A 23,435-nucleotide genomic window follows, 5' to 3' on the forward strand; every position below is an offset into this window, starting at 1 on the left:
CATTAGCGATTGGCGCTATGGATACGTGCAACTTGGGCACGGGCGGCGGCAACATCCGCATTGATCGCCGTCTTCAACGCCTCCAGGGAGGCGAAACGCTGCTCTTCACGCAGCTTTTGGTGGAAAACCACCGTCAAACGCCGGTCGTACAGGTCACCGGCAAAATCTAGAAGGTGAATCTCCAGGTGGGCCTTGCCATCACCTGCGACCGTGGGCCGGACGCCGATGTTGGCGACTCCGGGCCAGGCCTGGCCATCGATATCGACACTGACCAGGTAAACCCCGGAAAGCGGTACGCGACGGCGTTTCAACTGCACGTTGGCAGTGGGGGTGCCCAGCTGGCGCGCCAGCTTCTGCCCATGCAGGACCCGACCGGCAATCCGGAAGGGGCGACCGAGCAGACGCTCGGCAAGATCGAAATCGGCAGCGGCCAGGGCATTGCGGACCTGGGTGCTGCTGATGCGCAACCCATCCATTTCCACAGTGCGGGCCGCTTCGACGGTGAATCCATGGGTCGCACCGGCCTGCTGCAGGAACTCGAAGTCACCGACCCGGTCGCAGCCGAAGCGGAAGTCGTCACCGACCTCCAGGTGCCGCACACCCAGGCCATCCACCAGGATTCGCTCGACGAACTCGCTGGCGCTGAGCTTGCTCAGGCGCTGGTTGAACGCCAGGCACAGAACCCGGTCGACCCCGGCTTGCGCCAGCAATTGCAGCTTGTCCCGCAGGCGGGTCAGGCGCGCTGGAGCGGTTTCGGGAGAAAAGAACTCACGCGGCTGCGGTTCGAAAATCACCACGCAGCTGGGTACGCCCAACTCGAGCGCACGCTCACGCAGCCGGTCCAGGATAGCCTGGTGACCACGGTGAACACCGTCAAAGTTGCCAATAGTGGCGACGCAGCCCCGATGCTGGGGGCGCAGATTGTGAAGGCCTCGAACCAGCTGCATAACGCGCTTCTTGCTCATAAAGTGGCCGATTATAACCACACCGGGCGGCTGACGACAGGCAGCACCGCAACCCAAAGTGATCGAACCGACAAAACCTGTGTCCACCCTGCTGCGACGACCGGATCCTCGTCAGCCCAGGACCTTGCGATTGAAATCCCGCAGGCGGAAGCCCAGCAGGGCCAGCATGCCGAAATAGACCACCACACCGGCTACCACCAGAGCGCCCAGGCGCAGGAAACGCTGGAGCATGTGCCCCTCGTCCCAGGCTGGCATGTAGTGCATCGCACCCAGCAACACCGCCGACATGACCACCACGGCAACCAGCAACTTGAGGATGAACATTCCCCACCCTGGCTGCGGCTGGAACATCCGCTGCTTGCGCAGCTGGTAGAACAGCAGGCCGGCGTTGATGCAAGCCCCGCCACTGATGGCCAGGGCCAGCCCGGCATGCTTCAGGGGGCCGATCAGCGCCAGGTTCAACAACTGGGTGACCATCAGGGTGAAGATGGCGATTTTCACCGGGGTCCGGATGTTCTGCTGGGCATAGAAGCCCGGAGCCAGCACCTTGATCATGATGATGCCCAGCAAACCGATTGCGTAAGCCACCAGCGCCCGCTGGGTCATGGATGCGTCGAAGGCGCTGAATTCACCGTACTGGAACAACGATACCGTCAACGGCTCGGCCAGGATCCCCAGCGCCAGGGAGCAAGGCAGCACCAGGATGAAGCACAGGCGCAGCCCCCAATCAAGAATTCGCGAATACTCATGACGATCCTTGCTGGCGTAGGTCTTGGCCAGGGTCGGCAGCAGGATGGTCCCCAGCGCCACGCCCAGCACTCCGGACGGCAGCTCCATGAGCCGGTCGGCGTAGTACATCCAGGAGACCGAGCCAGCCACCAGGAACGAGGCGAAGATCGTGTTGATGATCAGCGAGATCTGGCTCACGGATACCCCGAGGATCGCCGGCAGCATCTGCTTCAACACTCGCCAGACCCCGGTATCGCGCAGGTTGAGGCGTGGGAGCACGAGCATGCCGATCTTCTTCAGGTGCGGCAGCTGGTACAGCAACTGTGCCAGGCCACCGGCCAGTACCGCCCAGCCCAGGGCCATCACCGGCGGATCGAAATACGGCGTGAGGAACACCGCGAAGATGATCATGCTGACATTGAGCAGGGTCGGCACGAAGGCCGGTACCGAGAAGCGGTTCCAGGTATTGAGGATGGCTCCGGCCAGGGATGAGAGGGAGATCAGCAATATATAAGGAAAGGTCACCCGCAACAGGTCCGCAGTCAGGGCGAACTTTTCCGGGGAATCGACGAACCCCGGCGCCGTGGCCCAGATGACCCAGGGCGCCGCGATCATTCCCAGGGCCGTGACCAAAGCCAGCACCAGGGTCAGCAAGCCGGATACGTAGGCGATGAAGGTGCGCGTCGCCTCTTCGCCCTGCTGGGTCTTGTATTCCGCCAGGATCGGTACGAAAGCCTGGGAGAACGCTCCCTCGGCGAAGATCCGTCGCAGCAGGTTGGGCAGCTTGAAGGCGATGAAGAAGGCGTCCGTGGCCATGCCGGCACCGAAGGTGCGCGCGATGATGGTGTCGCGCACGAAGCCCAGCACGCGGGAAAGCATCGTGATAGAGCTGACGGCGGCCAACGACTTGAGCAAGTTCATGAAAAGGTTTGTGCCTTGTAGATAAACAGTGGGCGAAAAGGCGCCCACTTGTGCGATACTCCGCGCCGCAACAGCACAGAGCCAAAGCTCGCGAGTTTACAGGTCAAGCGCCGGAAATAAATATCCCGCCTCTACAGATCGACCACTCAGCGGAACGCATCAGCTGCCCTTGACAACACACCAACTCATCGGCATGATTCGCGGCCTATTTTGTTTGCTATTTCCCAAAAAGTCTTTCGAGGAGCTCGACGGTGGCCAACTCACCTTCCGCCAAAAAACGTGCAAAACAGGCTGAGAAGCGTCGCAGCCACAACGCCAGCCTGCGTTCCATGGTTCGTACCTACATCAAGAACGTAGTTAAAGCCATCGACGCAAAAGACGCCGAAAAAGCGCAAGCCGCTTACGTTCTGGCCGTGCCAGTTATCGACCGTATGGCCGATAAAGGCATCATTCACAAGAACAAAGCTGCTCGCCATAAAGGCCGCCTGAATGGCCACATCAAGGCTCTGAAGCTCGCTGCTGCAGCCTAAGCGACACGCTTGTTGAAAAACCGACCCAAGGGTCGGTTTTTTATTGCCTGCGATTTACCCCGCCCAGCGAGCCAACCCAGCATTCACTGGACCGACCCGCCAGCGATCAGATCACTGATGCGACCACGGCAGGATCGGAATCGCCGTCACCGCATTCTGCGGACTACCCTCGATTAACCGGTCGCTGTAGACCAGGTACACCAGGGTATTGCGCTTCTTGTCGAGAAACCGCACCACCTGCATGGTCTTGAACACCAACGAGGTGCGCTCCTTGAACACTTCCTCGCCATCCTTCAGATCACCCTTGAAGGCGATCGGCCCGACCTGGCGACAGGCAATCGAGGCCTCGGCCCGATCCTCGGCCAAGCCCAGGCCGCCCTTGAGACCACCCGTCTTGGCTCGCGACAGATAACAGGTGACGCCATCGACCTTGGGATCATCGAACGCCTCGACCACGATCCGATCATTCGGCCCGACGAACTTGAAAACCGTGGACACCTGGCCAATCTCCTCGGCCGACACCATGAACGGCATCACCAAGAACAAACCCAACAATCCTTTTGCCATGCGCATGCGTTTTTTCCTTATGCCACTCAAACCAGAATCAGATTGTCACGATGGACCAGCTCCGGCTCAGCCATGTAGCCCAGCACACCGACAATCGCATCGGAAGGCTGGCCGATGATCTTCTGCGCCTCCAAGGCGCTGTAGTTGGCCAAGCCGCGGGCGATCTCGCGCCCGTCAGGCGCCACGCAGACCACCATCTCGCCGCGCCGGAAGCCGCCCTGGACCTGCTTGACCCCCACCGGCAACAAGCTCTTGCGCCCTTCGGACAAAGCGGACACTGCGCCCTCGTCCAGCACCAGGGTGCCACGGGTTTGCAAATGACCGGCCAGCCATTGCTTGCGCGCAGCCAACATACCGCGCTCCGGAGACAGCAAGGTACCAATGCGCTCGCCCGCCTTCAGCCGATCCAGCACCCGCTCCAGGCGCCCACCGACGATGATGGTGTGTGCCCCGGAACGCGCCGCCAGACGCGCCGCACGCAGCTTGGTCTGCATACCGCCACGCCCCAGGGCACCGCCAGTACCGCCAGCCACCGCATCCAGGGCCGGATCATCGGCTCGCGCCTCGTAGATCAGCTGTGCGTCTGGATTGCTGCGCGGGTCGGCATCGAACATGCCATCGCGATCGGTTAGGATCACCAGCAGGTCAGCCTCCACCAGATTGGCCACCAGCGCCGCCAGGGTATCGTTATCGCCAAAACGGATTTCATCGGTGACCACGGTGTCGTTCTCGTTGATCACCGGGATCACCTTGAGCTCGACCAATGCCCGTAGGGTACTGCGCGCATTGAGGTAACGCTTGCGGTCCGACAGGTCGTCATGGGTCAGGAGGATTTGCGCGGTATGCCGGCCATGCTCGGCAAAGCTCGACTCCCAGGCCTGCACCAGACCCATCTGGCCAATGGCCGCCGCCGCCTGCAGCTCATGCATCGCACTCGGTCGTGCGGTCCAGCCCAGGCGGCTCATGCCAGCAGCAACAGCACCGGAAGATACCAGCACCAATTCGACACCAGCCTCATGCAAGGCCACCATCTGCTCGACCCATACTCCCATTGCCGCACGATCCAGCCCTTTGCCGTCCGCCGTCAGCAACGCGCTACCGATCTTCACGACCCAGCGCTGTGCACCCGTCACCTTGCTCCGCATCTCATTCAACCTTTGCCAGCGAGCGGCGCGACCGAGCGCCACTCATGGGGTTATTCGTATTTACGCCGTGCAGACACCAAAACGCCGCTCAGATGAGCGGCGCATTGAAAGCTGGCCCGGCAGCGATGATAACACCGCACCAAGCCAGATAAACCGTCTTCGCGGGCAAGCCCGCCAACGATGAATCAGTCGCGAACGTAGATGATTTCCGGGCCATCCTCGTCATCCACATCTTCCTCGTCCCAGTCATCGTCGCCGATGTCATGGACGCTCTTCACGCCAGTGCGGCGCAGGGCCCGCTGGTCATCCAGGGCCTGCAGCTGGGCACGCGCCTCATCTTCGATGCGCTGATCCAGCTCGGCCAGCTCATCGGCAAAGGCCGGGTCAGCCGCCAGGCGATCGGCACGATCCTCCAGGTACCGCATGATGTCGCGGCTCAGGCGCTCGGTACCCTCTTTGGAGATGGCCGAGATCACATACACAGGACCGGTCCACTCCAGACGCTCGACAACCTCCTTGACCCGCTCCTCCTGCTCCTCCTCGAGAAGCATGTCGCTCTTGTTCAGCACCAGCCAGCGCTCGCGCTCAGCCAGGGACGGACTGAACTTCATCAGCTCGTTGACGATCACCTCAGCGGCATCGGCGGGACTGCTCTCATCCAGCGGCGCCATGTCCACCAGGTGCAGCAGGATCCGCGTACGCGCCAAGTGCTTGAGGAAGCGAATCCCCAGGCCGGCACCATCGGAAGCCCCCTCGATCAGACCAGGAATGTCGGCGATCACGAAGCTCTTCCAGCGATCGACGCTGACCACGCCCAGGTTCGGCACCAGGGTCGTGAACGGATAGTCGGCGACTTTCGGCTTGGCCGCGGAAACCGAACGGATGAAGGTGCTCTTGCCGGCATTCGGCAAGCCCAGCAGACCAACGTCCGCCAGCACCTTCAACTCCAACTTGAGGTCACGCTGCTCACCCGGCTTGCCCGGCGTAGTCTGGCGCGGCGCACGGTTGGTACTGGACTTGAAGCGAGTGTTACCCAGGCCGTGCCAACCACCCTGCACCACCATCAGGCGCTGGCCCGCCTTGGTCAGGTCACCAATGACCTCCTGGGTGCCCGCATCGATCACAGTGGTACCAACCGGAACCCGCAACTCCAGGTCCTCACCTTTCTTGCCAGTGCAATCGGTGCTGCCACCATTGGAGCCACGCTCGGCATCGAAATGACGGGTGTAGCGATAGTCCACCAGGGTATTGAGGTTCTCGTCGGCGACCATGAAGATCGAGCCGCCATCACCACCATCACCACCGTTGGGACCACCGTTCTCGATGAACTTTTCGCGACGGAAACTCATGCAACCATTGCCGCCGTCGCCAGCCTTTACTCGGATCGAAACTTCATCAACAAACTTCATGATCAAACGCCTCTCGCCGCATGGGCGAGCTGAAAAAACCAAGACATAAGACTCTTGCAAAAATGAGCGCAGCGGCCTCAATCAACGACCGAAAATTCCAACGCTGGCAGCCCGTACAAACAGCTTTGCAAGAGACTCATCCCACAAACGAAAAAGCCCCGTCGCGAGACAGGGCTTTTCCAGCGATCACGCAATTAAGCTGCGACGACGCTCACGTAACGACGACCGAAGGCGCCTTTTACTTCAAACTTGATCACGCCTTCGATTTTCGCGAACAGGGTGTGATCTTTACCCATGCCAACGCCGTAGCCAGCGTGGAATTGGGTGCCGCGCTGACGCACGATGATGTTGCCGGCCTTGATGGCCTGGCCGCCATACATCTTCACGCCAAGGCGTTTGGCTTCTGAGTCGCGACCGTTACGGGTACTACCACCAGCTTTTTTGTGTGCCATGAGTTCAATTCTCCTAGTGAGGAATTAGGCTGAAATTAAGCCTGAATACCGGTGATTTTGATCTCGGTGAACCACTGGCGGTGGCCCATACGCTTCATGTGGTGCTTACGGCGACGGAACTTGATGATGCGGACTTTATCGTGACGACCTTGGGAGATCACTTCAGCCTTGACGGTTGCGCCAGCAACAACAGGTGCGCCGATGTTCACGTCGTCGCCATTGGCGACCAACAGAACGCGGTCAAAAGTCACGGATTCGCCAGTAGCGACTTCCAGTTTTTCGATCTTCAGGTATTCACCTTCAGCGACCTTGTATTGCTTACCGCCGGTAACGATTACTGCGTACATGGTATTTCTCCGATAATCCTGCTCACCCAGCTCTTAATAGGAAGAGGTATTGGCTGGCATGGCTGCTTGGGGCTGGAACGGCCCTGTGCAATTGCGTAAGGCAGGTGCTGCCCAGGAAGTTCAGGGTGCGCGATTGTACGCAAGGCACAATTGCCTTGCAAGTGCCGCTCAGGCGGCGCGAGGCGGAATCACAGGGCCCCGTGGACGGGAGGAACAACTGCCTGTGGTCAGGTTTTCATGGCAAACCATGACCATTAACCTAGTGTTCTACCCTGATAAATTAACGCCCGCCGGGGCTTTGGCTACCCGGGAAGGCGCCTTGACACCTGGGGACGCGGGTCCTAGCATGCCGCGCACCCCTTCTGGAGCACCTGTCACTGATGCAACCCCAAGCTTTCTACCGCGCGGTGGCGGAAGATTTTAACGCCGTCGACGGCATCATCAAGAAGCAACTGACGTCCCGCGTACCGCTGGTCTCGAAAATCGGCGACTACATTACGTCGGCCGGCGGCAAGCGCCTGCGCCCCTTGCTGGTGCTGCTGTGCGGCAAGGCCCTGGGCCGCGAAGGCGAAGAACTGCGACTGCTGGCCGCCACCATCGAGTTCCTGCACACCGCTACCCTGCTGCATGACGATGTGGTCGACATGTCCGGCATGCGCCGTGGCCGCTCGACCGCCAATGCCATGTGGGGCAATGCGCCCAGCGTATTGGTGGGTGACTTCCTATATTCCCGCTCCTTCGAGATGATGGTCGAACTGGGTTCGATGCCGGTCATGCGCATCCTGTCCCAGGCTACCCGGGTCATCGCCGAAGGCGAAGTCCTGCAGCTGTCCAAGGTGCGCGACGCCAGCACCACTGAAGAAACCTACATGGAAGTCATCCGCGGCAAGACCGCGATGCTCTTCGAAGCCTCGACCCACAGCGCCGCGGCCCTGGCCGGCGCCACACCGGAACAGGCCGAGGCCTTGCGGACCTTCGGCGACCACCTGGGCGTGGCCTTCCAACTGGTCGACGACCTGCTGGACTACCGCGGTGACGCCGAGACCCTGGGCAAGAACGTGGGCGACGACCTGGCGGAAGGCAAGCCTACGCTGCCACTGATCTACACCATGCGCGAAGGCACCCCGGAACAGGCCGCCCTGGTTCGCCAGGCGATCCAGAAAGGCGGGATCGAGGACCTGGAAAGCATCCGCAATGCCGTCGAAGCCTCGGGCTCCCTGGACTACACCGCGCAACTGGCTCGCGACTACGTCGCTCGCGCCATCGCCTGCCTGGAAGCCCTGCCGGCAAGCGAGTATCGCGACGCCCTGGTGGAACTGAGCGAGTTCGCCGTCGCCCGTACCCACTGACAGGCTCACGGCCCCTGCCTGCAGCAGGGGCCGGCTCCGCGCCACAGCCCTGCTCGCCCCCCCTGCCCGGCAAAACCCTGTACAATGTGCGCCTTTAGCCATCCTGACCTTGAGGAGCTTAAGTGAGCACTTTGCCACCCTGCCCAAAATGCAATTCCGAATACACCTATGAGGACGGCATCCAGCTGATCTGCCCCGAGTGCGCCCATGAGTGGTCCGCCGGCGGCGAAGCCGAAACCGTATCCGCTGAAACTGTGAAGAAGGATTCGGTGGGCAACGTGTTGCAAGACGGCGACACCATCACCGTGATCAAGGACCTCAAGGTCAAGGGCACCTCGCTGGTAGTCAAGGTCGGCACCAAGGTCAAGAACATCCGCCTGTGCGATGGCGACCATGACATCGACTGCAAGATCGACGGTATCGGTCCGATGAAACTCAAGTCCGAGTTCGTCCGTAAAGTCTGAATCCCTTCCCTCTCGCGCCCGGCGCGAGAGGGGCCCGCCCCGCCCCCCGTGACGTAGCAAGCGAAAGGCCATGGTCTTTGCGCGACAGCAACTCTTGGGCAGAAAAAAGCAGAAACCGCCAATAGGTACTTGCTATTCATTGAATAAGAATTATTCTCATTGAACCCCCAATTCAAGGAGATGAGAACCATGACTTATTTGATCGATGCCTGGCTGGACCGCCCACATCCCTACCTGCGAATCCTGCATCGGGAAACCGGGGAAGTCTGTGCAGTACTGGAAGAGGAAGCCCTGAACGAGCTGCAGGACCAGGGAGACCTGGACCTCAATGGCTTGAGCTCCAGCGAGCCGCTGGTACTCAAGGAGTTGGTGCGTAACCTGTTTTTGTTCTGCTACGCCAGAGCCTTGCGGCCGACCGGCGCCGAAAGCCAAGGCCTGAGTGCAAGAATCCGCGTATGAAACCCAAGCCGATAAAGGAGCCTGCCTGCTGGCGATGAACCATCCGCGGCCAAGCCGCCATCGCTCGCAGGTCGGCTCCTCGGGGAATTACAGAACGTCCAGCAGCTCGACGTCGAACACCAGGACGCTATGCGGCGGGATGCTACCTACGCCTTGTGCGCCGTAAGCCAGTTCGCTCGGCACGTACAGACGCCATTTGCTACCGGCGTTCATCAGCTGCAGCGCTTCAGTCCAGCCCGCGATCACACCACCCACCGGGAACTCGGCAGGTTGGCCACGCTCGTAGGAGCTGTCAAATACGGTACCGTCGATCAGGGTGCCGTGGTAATGGGTACGCACGCTGTCTTCACGGCTCGGCTTGGCGCCTTCACCCTGGGTCAGCACTTCGAATTGCAGGCCGGAGGCCAGGGTGGTGATGCCTTCGCGCTTGGCATTTTCAGCCAGGAAAGCCAGGCCAGCGCCTGCTGCGGCTTCAGCCTTGGCAGCGGCTTCAGCCTGCATGATTTCGCGGATGACCTTGAAGCTGGCGGACATTTCTTCCTGGCCCACACGACTTGGCTTGCCGGAAAACGCATCGGTCAGGCCAGCCAGGATCGCTTCCAGGCTCACACCTGGTGGTGGATTGTCACGCAGTTGGTCGCCCAGCTGACGGCCAATGCCGTAGCTGACGCGGGTTTCGTCGGTAGACAGGTTTACTTCGGACATGACGCTGCTCCGCTGTGCGGACGGCTCGGGAAAGGCCGTGCAGACACAGCGCATTCCGGAGCGCCCGGAACCAAAAGGGCGAGCAGACTAGCACAGAAGGCCGGCGCGGATCATCGCCGCCCGGACTCAACCACCGGAGTGCAGGACGATGGGAACTTTCAGATTGTCCTCGACAGTACCGGACAAGCCGCACATCTCATCATGCACCGAGGTATGGATCAGGTTGAATGGCAAGTCGGGAAAGGCTTGCAGCACCTCGCGAGCATGCTCCACCGAGCGCAGGTGGAACGTCTGCCCGTGGGCATCGCTCAGTGGATAGGCCGTCCCGCGCATGCGCGCCTCGAGCAGGTAGATCCCGCCTTCCAGGGAGATCAGGTTCAGTTCGTCGAGTTTTCCGGCGATGGCATAGGCATTCATTTCCTGCAGGTTCATGAGCGCACCTCATGCATTCCAGGCCCGTGACACCTAAAGGGATATGCCGCGACCAGGAAAAGCACAAGCCACAAACGACACCGCCCGTCCGTTTCACAACGGCCGGGCGGCTTACAGGCAATCAAGAGTTCGTCAGTGCTTGGTCAGCTTGTCCAGGTAGCCCATGGCAAACGCGGAGACCACGAAGGTCATGTGGATCACCACGTACCACAGCAGGTACTCCGTAGGAGTGTTCTTGGCATCCATGAACACCCGCAGCAGGTGGATCGAGGAAATCGCCACGATGGATGCCGCCACTTTCATCTTCAGCGACGAGGAGTCCATCTTGCCCAGCCAGCTGAGCTTTTCCTTGTTTTCGTCGATATCCAGTTGCGACACGAAGTTCTCGTAGCCAGAGATCATCACCATCACCAGCAAGCCGCCCACCAGTGCCATGTCGATCAACGACAACAGGACCAGGATCAGCTCGGACTCAGCCATGGCGAACACGTTGGGAATGACGTGGAAAACTTCCTGGAAGAACTTCAATGCCAGCGCCAGCAGGCCCAGTGACAGACCGAAGTAGATCGGCGCCAGCAGCCAGCGTGATGCATACATTGTATTTTCGATAAAACGTTCCATTGGAATCTCGCAGCCGGTGTGAAAACGGCGGCGAGTATATCAGCGCCCCAAAACCCCATAAACCACAGGTCCACGGGTTTTTCCGAGCGTTTTTTCTGCTAGTGTCGAAGCCACTCCAACCGCCCACCGACCCTGGACAGGAAAACTGGAAAATGGATTTGCGATTGCCTTTGGCGAGCCTCGGCCTTGGTCTGGCCCTGCTGAGTAGCGGCGGCTGTTCGCCCAGCGATGAAAAGCAAGAGGCCAACCTCAAGGACGAAGCCGCGCAACTGGAAAAGTCCCTTGCGGCCATCCAGGACCCCAAGCTCAAGGATGCCTTCGCCGACCTTGGCGGTTCGCTGCTGTTGCTGGAGCGAGCCCAGCTCAAGCTCGCCACCAAGCCCATCGAGACCGAGTACGGCGATGACAGTCTCGCCGTGCTCAAGCACTACCCTACCCCGCAGGCCCTGGTGGATACCTATGTCAACGGCCTGTTCGTGCTGCGCAAGCGTTCGAACTCGGACTACCTGACCGACCTGCAACCGATCTTTCCCTTCAACTTCAGCATCCCTGGGCACTTCCCTTTTCCCCATGGCCTGGAATGGCAATCGGTCACCCTGAGCAACAAGAAAGTCGTGGACTTCCAGCCTGAATGGTCGGAAACCGACCCAGGTATCCAGCTGAGTCCTTCCAGCTCGAACATGACCAACCCGGATGACCTGACCGTCGCCTATCCCTTCGTCGAAGGCCTGGAAATCGACAACAAGAGCCAGCCGCAGCCGGTCTCCCTGCAAGGCAAGCTCGAGGTCATGGCGCCCCAGCGAGTGCTGACTTTCGAGCTGGCCAAGGCCGACATCGGCAAGCCACGCAAGGACGGCAACATCAGCCTGACCCTGCTGACCCTGGAGAAAAACGTCGCCGAGATCGAGATGAACAACAACGCTCCAGTGCTCGAGGAGGCCAGTGACGTTTCGGTCAATACCCTGATGGTGCAGGCCCGGGACAGCAGCGGCCAGGTCCTCTCGCGTTCCGGATCGATCAACGAGGACGCCGAGCAGATCGCCTTCTACCGGCGCCAACTGGCCGCAATGCAAAAGCAGAGCGCATGGAGCGATGCCTTCGAAAAGCAACTGGAAGATGAACAGCAAGCCTTCGACCGCAAGCACACCCGACGCTACGCCAAGGTCTACTTCAACGGCATGGTGGACAAGCTGGAGGTCGCGGTACTGGATTTCTCCAAGGCACAGGTCACACGCAAGGATCTTGACCTGCCGGTATTGAGTTTCGAACGCAACACCACCGACAAGACCATCCAGGCACTACCAATACCGGTGGTGGTCTATGACGACCAGGCGGCCAGCTACCTCAAGGGAGCGCAGATCGACGAGGAGTCGCTGAAGAAGTCAGTGACCATCAGCCAGTCGGTGGAGGACGCCAGTGATGCACGCATCGAGTTCAGCCATCCGCGGACCTTCAACGATGAGCTGTTGGGCGGGCAGTTCAGTACAGGCGACACACCACTGACTTTCTTTACCCAGAACGACCAGGGTCAGCGTGGCGAGCCCATCGAGTTGCCGGACGAAGCATTCGAGATCGACGCCTTGCGCGGCTTGATTACCTATGACCTGAACCTGTTCCCGGAAACCCCCGCCTATGCGGTCGGCTCGATCCCATTGTTCCTGGCCAATATCGAGAAGCAGACCCTCGCTGCGCAACAGTTGCCCAAGGGCCTGGAGCTCAAGGGCAATGCATTGATCGTCGACCAGCAGCTCTTTGCCTCGGATGCCTGGCGCTTCTATGCCAAGGATGCGAGCGGCCAGTACCTCAAGGAGATCCTCGCCGTCTCCCACAGCGCGCCGCATGGCGGCCCGGCGTTGTATGACGTGCATTACTTCTACGGCCAACCGAGCCAGCTGGAAAGCTACAACCGCACGGAGCTGAACACCGTGGAATACGGCTTCGAGGTCAAGCTCGACAAGGTCGAATCCGCGCCTGCCGCGCCATAGCCGGGCATCGAGGCCCGGCTTTCAGTGCTCGGGGTGGAACTGGAAGTCGCCACTGTTGCGCCCCCGCTCCCCGTTGATCTGACGCAACTGGGCCTGCAGGTGCAGGCACCAGATCTGCGGATCGTCCGCCAACTGGTAGCCATGGGTGGTCAGGCTTTCAACGATGGAATCGAGGATGGACTCGGCCACCACCGGACCGCAGAACGGTCCCTGGGACTTGATTGCCGAAGGTTGTTCGCCGGCCATTCCGGCGGCGAAGAGCAGGGTCCACATACCGTTGTCTCCCGCCAGGGGGCGGACGCAGCATTCGATACGGGTGACGAGGCCAAGGCATTGGCGAGTGAGGCAAAGGTTGCGCGACATGGCGGCGACCCTCGGGTAGATCCACTATTCAGCCTTCGGTCGAAGGCTGTTTCGATCCAGCGACGGTTGTCGTTCTCCTTGCCCTGAGAATAGAAGAAAAGCCCGATAAACAAAGTTGACCGATCCAACAGGCGCCGAATGGTCTACTTTGAAAAATTGGCGTCAGCGCATCGACGCCGATGGCGAGAGCCAATGCCCTCGCCATCGTCCGTCATCAGGCCGGCTTGGCTTCTGCCAACGCCTCCTGCGCCGACTCCTTCTCCGCCTCCTTCAGGTCTTCCTCGCTGATCATTTCGGCGATCACCCGCAAGCGCTCAACCACCCGGGCATTCACGCTGCCCTCGGGAAACTGGCCATCGGCATCCGGTTCGCCGGCAGGTTCGCCCACCAGCAGGCTCAGGGCCTCGTCGGCCTGGCGCACTGCATACACATGGAACATCCCATCACGCACTGCCTGCAGGACCTTCTCGTCGAGCATCAGGGTGGCGACGTTGGCCTGGGGAATGATCGCGCCCTGCTCACCGGTCAGCCCACGGGCTTCGCACAGGCGGAAGAAGCCTTCGATCTTCTCGTTGACCCCGCCGACCGCCTGCACTTCCCCGAACTGGTTGATCGAACCGGTGATGGCGAAGCACTGCTTGAGCGGCGTCCTCGACAACGCCGAGATCAGCGTGCAGGCCTCGCCCAGCGAAGCACTATCGCCATCCACATAACCGTAGGACTGCTCCAGGGCGATGCTTGCCGAAATCGCCAGGGGGAATTCCTGGGCATAACGGCTGCCCAGGTAGCCGGTCAGGATCATCACCCCCTTGGAGTGGATCGGCTGCCCCAGGTTGACCTCGCGCTCGATATCGACGATGCCGCTGCCGCCGGGGTAGACCGTGGCGGAAATCCGCGCCGGCACGCCGAAAGCCGAATCACCCACCTCCAGTACGGTCAGGCCGTTGCACTTGCCCACGGCCGCGCCATCGGTGTCGATGAGGATGATGCCGGCCAGCATGTCGTCGAGAATCCGCGCCGAGACCCGGCCGGTACGGGTGGCCTTGGCCTTGAGCGCCCGTTCGATATGCCCCGCATCGGTCATTTCGTCCGAGGCCAGGTGGCGGATGAAATCGGCCTCGCTGACCAGCTGGAACAGGTCGCCGATCCGCGCCGACAAGCGCCCTTGGTGCTCAGCCAGGCGCGCGCTGTAGGTAGCCAGGCGCGCCACCGCATCCGCGGTCAGAGGCGCCATGCCCTCCTCCGAGGTACGGGTCTTGAGCAACTGGGCGAACTGCTCGAGGCTCTCGTCCACCATCGGGATGTCTTCGTCGAAGTCCACCAGCACGCGGAACATTTCCTGGAAGTCCGGATCCAGGTCCTGCAGTGTGTAGTACAGCTGGCGAGCACCGATGATGATCACCTTGACCTGCAGCGGGATCATCTGCGGCGTCAGGGTCACGGTGGCCAGGCGGCCCATTTCCCCCAGCGGCGACTCCATCTTCAGCTTGCGCGACTGCAAGGCGCGCTTGAGCGCGTCCCAGACGAAGGGCTCGCTGAGCATCTTCTCGGCTTCCAGGATCAGGAAGCCGCCATTGGCCCGGTGCAGGGCACCGGGGCGCAATTGCCGGTAGGTGGTGTAGAGCGCGCCCTGGTCGGTGCTGTACTCGATCCGCCCGAACAGGTTGTCGTAGGTCGGATGGGGCTCGAACACCACCGGGGCACCGCCGCTGGCGGGATGGCCGACCACCAGGCTCGGGCAGTACTGCTCCTCCAGCAGCTTGCGCGCCACGGCGTCGGTCTTGCTGTCATCCACCAGTTGCTCGACCACGGTTTTCAGCAGGTAGACCTGCATGGCCTGCAGGTAGCCACAGACCCCGGCGTTCTCCGCGTACTTCTCAGACAATGGCGCCAGCAACGGCTGCAGGGCCAGGGTGATGGTTTCCTCGTTGAGCTGGCGCAGCTGGTTGCTCGACTCGCGCTTCCACTGCGGCAGGCTCGCCAACTCTTCGTTGAGGCGCTCTTCAAGGGCAGAAATGTCCTCGTGGAAACGTTCGCGATCGGCCTCCGGCAACTGGGCGAACTCGGCCTCGTCCAACGCCTTGCCTTCGTACATCGGAGTGAAGGCGATATTGCTGCTATCGCGATACAGCGCCACGTCCTTCTCCAGGGCCAGGCGCTCGATCACATCCAGGGCACGGTCATAGCGCTGGTTGAAGGCGCGGTCGATGGCGCTCTTCCTCTGCTGGTAGGACGGGTGCTCGAAAACCGCTGGAAAGGTTGCCAGCAGGTTGTCGATCAAACCGTTGATATCGGCGATGAAGCTGCCCGCGGCCCCTGCTGCCAGTTCCAGCGCCCGCGGCTCGCGCGGCTCGTCGAAATTATTGACGTAGACCCAGTCCGATGGCGTCTGCAGGCGCTTGCCCTCGGCCTTCAGGTAACGTTTGACGAAGGAGAAGCGCCCGGTGCCCGGCTCGCCCATGACGAATACGTTGTAACCGGGGCGGGGCATGGCCACGCCGAATTGCAGGGCCTCGACCGCGCGCTCCTGGCCAAGCACACCGCGAAAGGGCTCCAGATCATTGGTGGTCGAGAAGCTGAACTGCTCAGCGGAGAACGGACGGGTCAAGGCCTCAGGCGCGAGACGCAGGCTGGCGGCAACAGGATCAGGCATCGGACTTCCTTACATCAGGCGGGGCGGATGGCGGCATTCTGGCGCTGGCCAGGCCCGGCTGGCAAGGCGCGCCTGATGGCCGAACAAGGACGAGCCGTAGCCTGTCCCCCCATGCCAGGGGCCACCCGGCATTTCCAGTATCGCGTTGCAAATACTTACGGAACCGATGGAATCTGCCTAAACTCCAAACTGCGCGACCGGATAAATAACCGGTCCCCTGGTGCCGGCACGGACCAACCTCCCTGTCCATTATTGGTATGCACAAAGAGAACAACGCTATGAAACGGATTCTTCTCGGTACTCTCTTCACCGCCGTCTCCCTGAACGCCATGGCCCAAGCGCCAGGTGGCCCGGACTGCGGTTGGGGCAACATGCTGTTCAAAGGCCAGCGCGGCACTCCTGCCCACTTCCTGGCTTCCACCACTAACGGTACCTCCGGCAACGCCACTTTCGGCATGACCTCCGGCACCAACGGCTGCTCCACCAACGCCGCCCTGACCTACGGCGGCAAATCCTGGTTCGCCATGAACGGCATGATGAACGAGCTGTCCGAAGACATGGCCAAGGGCCAGGGCGAAGCCCTGACCACCTACGCCGTGGTCCTGGGTGTAGCTCCAGAAGACCGTGCGCACTTCGCCGCGGTTACCCATGAACACTTCCAGCAGATCTTCAGCAAGGCCGACGTGACCGCCGAAGACGTGCATACCAATACCCTGGCCGTACTCAAAGGCGATGCTCGCCTGGCCAAGTACGCCACTCCAGCCTAAGCCGGCCCCCGCCCGCTCCTTTCGGGGAGCGGGTTTTTCTTTCTGATCCTGCCCCTTCGGGGCTTTTGTATTTCCGACTCAAGTTGCCCACCATGCTCAAACGCCTTGCCTACCTGGCGCTCTGTGCCTGCGCCCCGCTGTACGCCGCGCCCCACATTGACTCACAACGTTTGCAGCAACTGGCCAACGACCCCTTCTGGATCTCCATCGGCCACTACGAGACCGCCAAGCTCGGCGGCTGGCGCAGCTATGTCAGCGATCCACGCTTCTTCCTCGCCGCCGACGGCGCCCATCATCCCGATGCCGAGCTGAGTGCGACCCTCGATGCTCTCTATGCTCCAGCCAGCACCGGCGAACGCCATGCCCAGTGCGTCTACCCGGCCCGCACCCGCTGGCTCAAGGCGCAGCTGGGGCTCAACGACCTGCCTGCGGTCCAGTGCAACGAGTTCAGCCAATGGTTCAAGGACGTCGCCCCCCACAGCACGGTGATGATCTTCCCGGCGGCCTACCTCAACAGCCCTTCGTCGATGTTCGGCCACACCCTGCTGCGTATCGATCAGGCAGACGTGCAGAGCAACCACACGGCCCTGCTCAGCTATGCGATCAACTTCGGCGCCTATATCGAAGGTTCGGACAACAGCATCCTCTATGCCTGGAAAGGCCTGATGGGCGGCTATCCCGGGCTGTTCGCCCTGGTCCCCTACCAGGAGAAGCTGGCGGAATACCGCAGCCTGGAGAACCGCGACCTGTGGGAGTACCGGCTGAACCTGACCCAGGAAGAAACCGAGCGCATGGTGGAGCATGTCTGGGAACTGAAGCAGATCAAGTTCGACTACTTCTTCTTCGACGAGAACTGCTCCTACCGCTTGCTGGAACTGCTCCAGGTCGCCCGCCCGAGCCTGCGCCTGACCGGCCAGTTCCCGCTCACCGCGATCCCCACCGACACGGTCAAGGCTGTCAAGGACGCCGGGTTGGTGGAGCGCATCGACTACCGTCCGTCCCGCGAGCGCGAGCTGCTCAGCCGCGCCCAGCCCTTGAGCCATGAAGAACAGCAGTGGGTACTCAAGGTCAGCGCCGACCAGAAACAACTGCAAGACCCCGGGTTCAAGGCCATGCCCAGGGATCGCCAGGCCCTGATCGTCGACGCGGCCTACCGCCTGGAACGCTATCGGGCCAACGGCCAGGAGCGCGACGCCGAACGTTCGCAGCGCAGCTTCGAGTTGCTCAAGGCCATCAACCAGAACCCGGCGCCGGAGCTGCAGATCCAGCGTCCGGGCCTGCCTGAGGACGGCCACCAGTCCCGGACCTGGCAGCTCGGCGTCGGCACGCGGGACGACAAGGCCTTCGCCGAATACGGCCTGCGCATGGCTTATCACGATCTCAACGACAACGCCGAAGGTTTCCCCCTCGGAGCGCAGATCGAGATCCTGCAGATGAAACTGCGCCAGTACGAAGGCAATCACTGGCAGCTGCAACAGCTGGACCTGGCGACCATCCGCTCCCTGACCCCACGCAACGAGTTGCTGCAGCCATGGTCCTGGCAAGTCACCGGCGGCCTGGAACGGGTACCTGGCAAGCACGACGATGAAACCCTGGTCAGCCACGTCAACGGTGGTGCCGGTGGTACCTGGCAATTGGGTGAAGACACCCTGGGCTTTGTCCTGGGCACGGTACGGGTGGAACACAATGCCGACTTCGCCGGCTTCATCGCTCCGGCAGCCGGCTTCGATTCCGGCATCCTCTGGAAAAACCCCCTGGGTAACTTCAGCCTCGAAGCCAAGGGCGACTACTTCACCAACGGCGAAGTCCGCCGCAGCTTGAGCCTCAACCAGCAATGGGAATTGTCACGCAACCTGGGCCTGCGCCTGAGCGCCCAGCGCGAGTTCAGCCAGCTGGCCAGCCCGGTCAATGAAGTCATGCTCGAACTCAAGTGGTACCACTACTAGTCCTGTGATGAGCTGCAGCTTGCGCCCCGCAGGCTGCTGCAGCCACGGATAAACGAGATGCTCACCCGCCTTTCACCGCTCGGCGACAAATGCCCATCTAGACTTCTCCCATGAATATGCGAGGGGTTGGCGATGTGGCGTTATGCGTGGGTCGTGCTGTTGCCGGTGCTGCTCGGTGGTTGTGAGACGAATCACCAGTACTTGCTCAAGCAGGGTTATCCACCGGCCTTTGCCGATGGTTTCGACGACGGCTGTGTCAGCGGCCGACAGTCAGCCGGCTCCATCAGTGGAGAGTTTCGCAAGGACGTCCCCCGCTATCTCAAGGATGCGCAATACGCCGAGGGCTGGAGCGACGGCTTTCGCCAATGCCAGGCCATGCTGGAGAACCAGGACCGCGAACAGTATCGCCAGCGCCACTGGGATGAGCGTGAGCGGGCCTGGCAGCAGGAGAAGGATCGCGATGCCGCCCGGGCCTATCGTTCGCAATAGGTCGCTTTCAGGCAATGCTCCAGGCCTGGGACCTGCCACCATGGCCAACCCCAACCAGGGAAAACCGCCATGAGTCGTGCTTTCGTCAACGAAGACCAGGCCGCCGCCCAAGCCGCACAGCCGGTGGAGCGCCAGGTCAGCAGCCAGCCCAACTACGTTACGCCACAGGGGCTGGTGGAGCTCCAGGACAAGGTTGCGCAGCTACAGCACCAGCAGCGCGGGTTGCAAGATGCCGGCGATCCCCAGCGCCTGGCGGAGCTGGAGCGGGACCTGCGCTACTTCACCCAGCGCCTGCACAGCGCCCAGGTGGTACAGGCGAGCGCCACCGACCGGGTACAGATTGGCAGCCGGGTGACTTATGTGGATGAAACAGGCGACCAAAAGAGTGTGCAACTGGTCGGCGAGGACCAGGCCGATGTCGCCAGGGGCCTGGTGAACTGGGCCTCGCCCCTGGGTCGCGCCTTGCTGGGCGCGCGTCTCGGGGACGAGGTCTTGTGGCAGCGGCCGGCGGGCGACCGCTTGATCGAGGTCATCGGCATCGAACCGGCCTGAACCGATTCAGACCACGCCCTGGGCCAGCATGGCATCGGCCACCTTGACGAACCCGGCGATGTTGGCGCCCTTGACGTAGTTGATCCGGCCGTTTTCTTCACCGTAATGCACGCAGGCATGGTGGATCGACTGCATGATGGCGTGCAGCTTGCTGTCCACTTCGCCGGCGGTCCACAGCAGGCGCATGGCGTTCTGCGACATTTCCAGCCCGCTCACCGCCACCCCACCGGCGTTGGAGGCCTTGCCCGGGGCGAACAGGATGCCAGCGTCGATGAAGATATCCACAGCCTCCAGGGTAGTGGGCATGTTGGCGCCCTCGGCGACACAGATGCAGCCATTGCGCAGCAGCGTGCGGGCCGCCTCGGCGTCCAGCTCGTTCTGGGTGGCGCAAGGCAATGCGATATCGCAAGGCAGGTCCCATGGCGTCTTGCCGGCACGGAACTCCAGGCCGAAGCGGCTGGCCAGTTCGCTGATGCGCCCACGCTGGACGTTCTTGAGCTCCAGCACCGCTTGCCATTGTTCTTCGCTCAAGCCGGACTCGCAGTACAGGGTGCCTTCGGAGTCCGACAACGAGATCACCTTGCCGCCCAGGTCCATGACCTTGCGGGCAGCGTATTGCGCCACGTTGCCGGAGCCGGAGATCGCCACGCGCTTGCCTTCGACCCGGTCGTCACGCCGCTTGAGCATTTCCTCGGCGAAGTACACGCAGCCAAAGCCCGTGGCTTCCGGACGAATCAGGCTGCCGCCGTAACTCATGCCCTTGCCGGTGAGCACCGAGGTGAACTGGTTGCTCAGGCGCTTGTACTGGCCGAACAGGAAGCCGATTTCCCGGGCACCGACACCGATATCCCCGGCCGGCACGTCCACGTCCGCACCGATGTGCCGGTACAGCTCGCTCATGAAGGCCTGGCAGAAGCGCATGACTTCGGCATCGCTCTTGCCCTTGGGGTTGAAGTCCGAGCCGCCCTTGCCGCCGCCCATGGGCAGGGAAGTGAGGGAGTTCTTGAAGGTCTGCTCGAAAGCCAGGAACTTCAGCACGCCCATGTTCACCGACGGATGGAAGCGCAGGCCGCCCTTGTAGGGACCTATGGCGCTGTTCATCTGGATGCGGAAACCACGGTTGACCCGAACCTTGCCCTGGTCGTCGACCCAGGACACACGAAACACCACGGCACGTTCCGGCTCGCAAATCCGCTCCAGAATCCCGGACTCCAGGTAATGCGGGTTGGCTTCGAGAAACGGCCATAGGCTACGCAGTACCTCCTCCACCGCCTGGTGGAATTCTGGCTGGTCCGGATCGCGCTTTTTCAGGCGGGCGAGGAAGTCTTCGACGGATTCGATCATGGAAAGTCTCGGCGGATTTATTGTCGTTAAGGGGGAGATTTGCCAGGGACTTTAGCAATTCAATCTGCACTGGGACAGAGCAAAATGTCGCAGTTATGAATTTAAATGGTGCAAAAAATATAAATCGACCCGATCTGCGGGCTTTGTACGCACTGGATTGGTGACAAAACGCCGCAGCTTTGCACTCACTTTGAACGTGCTCCACAGCCGGGAAATTACCCCGCCGATACATTCTCCAGGCATAAAAAAACGGAGCCCAGTGGGCTCCGTTTTTCTCCAGCAGCGAGCCGATCAGGCCAGCTTCTTGTGCCGTACACGGTGCGGTTGCGCCGCGGCTTCGCCCAGGCGCTTCTTGCGGTCGGCTTCGTACTCGGTGTAGTTGCCTTCGAAGAATACTGCCTGGGAATCGTCCTCGTAGGCCAGGATGTGGGTGGCCACGCGGTCCAGGAACCAGCGATCGTGGGAAATCACGATGGCGGCGCCAGGGAAGTCCAGCAGGGCTTCCTCCAGGGAACGCAGGGTCTCGACGTCGAGGTCGTTGGACGGTTCGTCGAGCAGCAGGACGTTGCCGCCCTCCTTCAGGGTCAGGGCCAGGTGCAGGCGGCCACGTTCACCACCGGAAAGGTCCTTGACGAACTTCTGCTGGTCGCCGCCCTTGAAGTTGAAACGGCCGACATAGGTGCGCGACGGGATCTCGTAGTTGCCGATGCGGATCTGGTCGGAACCGTCGGAGATCTGCTGGAACACGGTCTTGCTGCCATCCAGGTCCTCGCGGCTCTGGTCCACGCAGGCCAGCTGCACGGTTTCGCCGATCTCGATGCTACCCGAGTCCGGAGTCTCCTTGCCCATCAGCATGCGGAACAGGGTCGACTTACCGGCGCCGTTGCCGCCGATCACGCCGACGATGGCGCCCTTGGGCATGGAGAACGACAGGTTGTCGATCAGCACGCGATCGCCATAACCCTTGGTGACATTCTTGAACTCGATGACCTTGTCGCCCAGGCGCGGACCGGCCGGGATGTAGATCTCGTTGGTCTCGCTGCGCTTCTGGAATTCCTGGGACTGCATTTCCTCGAAACGCTGCAGACGGGCCTTGGACTTGGACTGGCGGGCCTTGGCGCCTTTGCGCACCCACTCCAGCTCTTCCTTCATGGCCTTCTCATGGGCCGACTGCTGCTTGGATTCCTGGGCCAGGCGCGCCGACTTGGCCTCCAGCCAGCCGGAGTAGTTGCCTTCGTACGGGATGCCCGCGCCACGGTCCAGTTCCAGGATCCAGCCGGCGACGTTGTCGAGGAAGTAACGGTCGTGGGTAATGGCTACCACGGTGCCCGGGAAGTCGTGCAGGAAGTGCTCCAGCCAGGCCACCGAGTCGGCATCCAGGTGGTTGGTCGGTTCGTCGAGCAGCAGCATGTCGGGGGCCGACAGCAGCAGGCGGCACAGGGCCACACGGCGTTTTTCACCACCGGACAGGTGCTCGACGCGGGCGTCCCAGGCTGGCAGGCGCAGGGCATCGGCGGCGACTTCCAGCTGGCGCTCCAGGTTGTGGCCGTCGCTGGCCTGCAGGATGGCTTCCAGCTTGGCCTGTTCGGCGGCCAGCTTGTCGAAGTCGGCATCAGGGTCGGCGTAGGCAGCGTAGACCTCATCCAGGCGGGCCTGGGCGTCCTTGATCACGCTGACCGCTTCCTCGACCACTTCACGCACGGTCTTAGACGGGTCCAGCTGTGGCTCCTGGGGCAGGTAGCCGATGTTCAGCTCCGGCATCGGCCGTGCTTCACCTTCGAATTCGGTATCGACGCCAGCCATGATCTTCAGCAGCGTGGACTTACCCGAACCGTTGAGGCCCAGTACGCCGATCTTGGCTCCGGGGAAGAAGGACAGGGAGATGTTTTTCAGGATTTCCCGCTTCGGCGGAACGACCTTGCCCAGCCGATGCATGGTGAAAACGTATTGAGCCAAAATATGGACCTCGTGAAAAAGGTGAAAACAGGCCTGCTAAGCCTCGTGGTGCGATACACAGCACTCCCAACCTTCAAGGTTAACCTAACTGAGCGACGGCGGGCAGACCGCCGGGAGCTTCAGCCGCGCTTTTTCTTGCTGCAGCCCCTGTGACACAAGGCCCCCGCCAATAGCCCCAGAGCCTGTAGAAGCAAGGCCTTGGCCACTCACAAACAAGGCCACGGGCAAGCTCGGGCATGAGCCTGCCATCGGGCCACTACCCTGCAGGTGGTCAGTTTTCCTCGA

23 protein-coding genes are annotated in these 23,435 nt (G+C 61.4%); 9 read left to right on the forward strand and 14 right to left on the reverse strand.

The window, feature by feature from the left end; all coding sequences use genetic code 11:
- Positions 1-2 precede the first annotated feature (2 nt).
- Together ribF and murJ are read right to left on the reverse strand one after the other, a co-directional pair.
- The gene (gene ribF / locus C4K40_RS27050; RefSeq protein WP_022641088.1) at positions 3-947 is read right to left on the reverse strand and encodes a bifunctional riboflavin kinase/FAD synthetase; all 945 of its coding nucleotides are present in this window, start codon (positions 945-947) and stop codon (positions 3-5) included.
- Between the two features lie 129 nt (positions 948-1,076).
- Complete coding sequence (murJ, locus tag C4K40_RS27055; protein WP_053134649.1) at positions 1,077-2,615, reverse strand: murein biosynthesis integral membrane protein MurJ; 1,539 nt, start codon at positions 2,613-2,615, stop codon at positions 1,077-1,079.
- Between the two features lie 251 nt (positions 2,616-2,866).
- Between murJ and rpsT the strand changes: the two genes are divergently transcribed.
- On the forward strand, positions 2,867-3,145 hold the full coding sequence (rpsT, locus tag C4K40_RS27065; RefSeq protein WP_009050949.1) for a 30S ribosomal protein S20: 279 nt from the start codon (positions 2,867-2,869) through the stop codon (positions 3,143-3,145).
- 111 nt (positions 3,146-3,256) lie between these two features.
- On the opposite strand, the gene C4K40_RS27070 is transcribed toward rpsT, so the two are convergent.
- The 5 genes from C4K40_RS27070 to rplU all read right to left on the reverse strand — a co-directional run bounded on the left by C4K40_RS27070 (position 3,257) and on the right by rplU (position 7,065).
- Positions 3,257-3,718: a CreA family protein gene (locus C4K40_RS27070; RefSeq protein WP_022641089.1), complete on the reverse strand. Its 462-nt coding sequence runs from the start codon at positions 3,716-3,718 to the stop codon at positions 3,257-3,259.
- Between the two features lie 20 nt (positions 3,719-3,738).
- On the reverse strand, positions 3,739-4,857 hold the full coding sequence (gene proB, locus C4K40_RS27075) for a glutamate 5-kinase (protein ID WP_053134652.1): 1,119 nt from the start codon (positions 4,855-4,857) through the stop codon (positions 3,739-3,741).
- 185 nt (positions 4,858-5,042) lie between these two features.
- Positions 5,043-6,266 carry an Obg family GTPase CgtA gene (gene cgtA / locus C4K40_RS27080; protein ID WP_031320559.1) on the reverse strand — a complete coding sequence of 408 codons (1,224 nt, stop codon included), beginning with the start codon at positions 6,264-6,266 and terminating at the stop codon, positions 5,043-5,045.
- A 194-nt stretch (positions 6,267-6,460) separates the two neighbouring features.
- Positions 6,461-6,718, reverse strand: a complete 258-nt coding sequence (rpmA, locus tag C4K40_RS27085; RefSeq protein WP_053134655.1) for a 50S ribosomal protein L27 — start codon at positions 6,716-6,718, stop codon at positions 6,461-6,463.
- Between the two features lie 35 nt (positions 6,719-6,753).
- Entirely contained in the window at positions 6,754-7,065 is a 312-nt protein-coding gene (gene rplU, locus C4K40_RS27090; protein ID WP_003228361.1) for a 50S ribosomal protein L21, read from the reverse strand.
- Between the two features lie 380 nt (positions 7,066-7,445).
- On the opposite strand from rplU, the gene C4K40_RS27095 reads away from it, so the two are divergent.
- The 3 genes from C4K40_RS27095 to C4K40_RS27105 all read left to right on the forward strand — a co-directional run bounded on the left by C4K40_RS27095 (position 7,446) and on the right by C4K40_RS27105 (position 9,337).
- Complete coding sequence (locus C4K40_RS27095; RefSeq protein WP_053134658.1) at positions 7,446-8,414, forward strand: polyprenyl synthetase family protein; 969 nt, start codon at positions 7,446-7,448, stop codon at positions 8,412-8,414.
- 122 nt (positions 8,415-8,536) lie between these two features.
- Positions 8,537-8,878, forward strand: coding sequence for a zinc ribbon domain-containing protein YjdM (locus C4K40_RS27100; protein ID WP_022641094.1), 342 nt, complete (start codon positions 8,537-8,539; stop codon positions 8,876-8,878).
- Between the two features lie 189 nt (positions 8,879-9,067).
- Entirely contained in the window at positions 9,068-9,337 is a 270-nt protein-coding gene (locus C4K40_RS27105) for a hypothetical protein (RefSeq protein WP_022641095.1), read from the forward strand.
- An 87-nt stretch (positions 9,338-9,424) separates the two neighbouring features.
- Here the strand turns inward: C4K40_RS27105 and C4K40_RS27110 are convergent, their stop codons facing one another.
- The 3 genes from C4K40_RS27110 to C4K40_RS27120 form a co-directional block, all read right to left on the reverse strand.
- Positions 9,425-10,042: an FKBP-type peptidyl-prolyl cis-trans isomerase gene (locus tag C4K40_RS27110; protein ID WP_022641096.1), complete on the reverse strand. Its 618-nt coding sequence runs from the start codon at positions 10,040-10,042 to the stop codon at positions 9,425-9,427.
- 126 nt (positions 10,043-10,168) lie between these two features.
- Entirely contained in the window at positions 10,169-10,474 is a 306-nt protein-coding gene (locus C4K40_RS27115) for a DUF6482 family protein (protein WP_022641097.1), read from the reverse strand.
- Positions 10,475-10,606: 132 nt separating this feature from the next.
- Entirely contained in the window at positions 10,607-11,095 is a 489-nt protein-coding gene (locus C4K40_RS27120) for a TIGR00645 family protein (RefSeq protein WP_031320561.1), read from the reverse strand.
- Positions 11,096-11,247: 152 nt separating this feature from the next.
- Here C4K40_RS27120 and C4K40_RS27125 point away from each other — a divergent pair, with 152 nt between their 5' ends.
- On the forward strand, positions 11,248-13,080 hold the full coding sequence (locus C4K40_RS27125; RefSeq protein ID WP_053134661.1) for a hypothetical protein: 1,833 nt from the start codon (positions 11,248-11,250) through the stop codon (positions 13,078-13,080).
- 21 nt (positions 13,081-13,101) lie between these two features.
- Here the strand turns inward: C4K40_RS27125 and C4K40_RS27130 are convergent, their stop codons facing one another.
- Both C4K40_RS27130 and C4K40_RS27135 read right to left on the reverse strand, forming a co-directional pair.
- Complete coding sequence (locus tag C4K40_RS27130) at positions 13,102-13,443, reverse strand: hypothetical protein (RefSeq protein WP_031320562.1); 342 nt, start codon at positions 13,441-13,443, stop codon at positions 13,102-13,104.
- A 214-nt stretch (positions 13,444-13,657) separates the two neighbouring features.
- The gene (locus C4K40_RS27135; protein ID WP_053134664.1) at positions 13,658-16,096 is read right to left on the reverse strand and encodes a Lon protease family protein; all 2,439 of its coding nucleotides are present in this window, start codon (positions 16,094-16,096) and stop codon (positions 13,658-13,660) included.
- Between the two features lie 278 nt (positions 16,097-16,374).
- On the opposite strand from C4K40_RS27135, the gene C4K40_RS27140 reads away from it, so the two are divergent.
- From C4K40_RS27140 to C4K40_RS27155, 4 genes are all read left to right on the forward strand, one after another.
- Positions 16,375-16,863 (forward strand): DUF3015 domain-containing protein, encoded by a 489-nt coding sequence (locus C4K40_RS27140; protein ID WP_022641102.1) that lies wholly within the window; start codon positions 16,375-16,377, stop codon positions 16,861-16,863.
- Between the two features lie 92 nt (positions 16,864-16,955).
- Entirely contained in the window at positions 16,956-18,809 is a 1,854-nt protein-coding gene (locus C4K40_RS27145) for a DUF4105 domain-containing protein (protein ID WP_022641103.1), read from the forward strand.
- 132 nt (positions 18,810-18,941) lie between these two features.
- Complete coding sequence (locus C4K40_RS27150; RefSeq protein WP_053134666.1) at positions 18,942-19,298, forward strand: hypothetical protein; 357 nt, start codon at positions 18,942-18,944, stop codon at positions 19,296-19,298.
- 69 nt (positions 19,299-19,367) lie between these two features.
- Positions 19,368-19,850, forward strand: a complete 483-nt coding sequence (locus C4K40_RS27155; protein WP_022641105.1) for a GreA/GreB family elongation factor — start codon at positions 19,368-19,370, stop codon at positions 19,848-19,850.
- Positions 19,851-19,856: 6 nt separating this feature from the next.
- On the opposite strand, the gene gdhA is transcribed toward C4K40_RS27155, so the two are convergent.
- Positions 19,857-21,194 carry an NADP-specific glutamate dehydrogenase gene (gene gdhA, locus C4K40_RS27160; RefSeq protein WP_022641106.1) on the reverse strand — a complete coding sequence of 446 codons (1,338 nt, stop codon included), beginning with the start codon at positions 21,192-21,194 and terminating at the stop codon, positions 19,857-19,859.
- Between the two features lie 291 nt (positions 21,195-21,485).
- Entirely contained in the window at positions 21,486-23,150 is a 1,665-nt protein-coding gene (gene ettA / locus C4K40_RS27165) for an energy-dependent translational throttle protein EttA (protein ID WP_031320563.1), read from the reverse strand.
- Positions 23,151-23,435 lie beyond the last annotated feature (285 nt).

The organism is Pseudomonas sp. CMR5c (assembly GCF_003850545.1).
GTDB lineage: Bacteria > Pseudomonadota > Gammaproteobacteria > Pseudomonadales > Pseudomonadaceae > Aquipseudomonas > Aquipseudomonas piscis.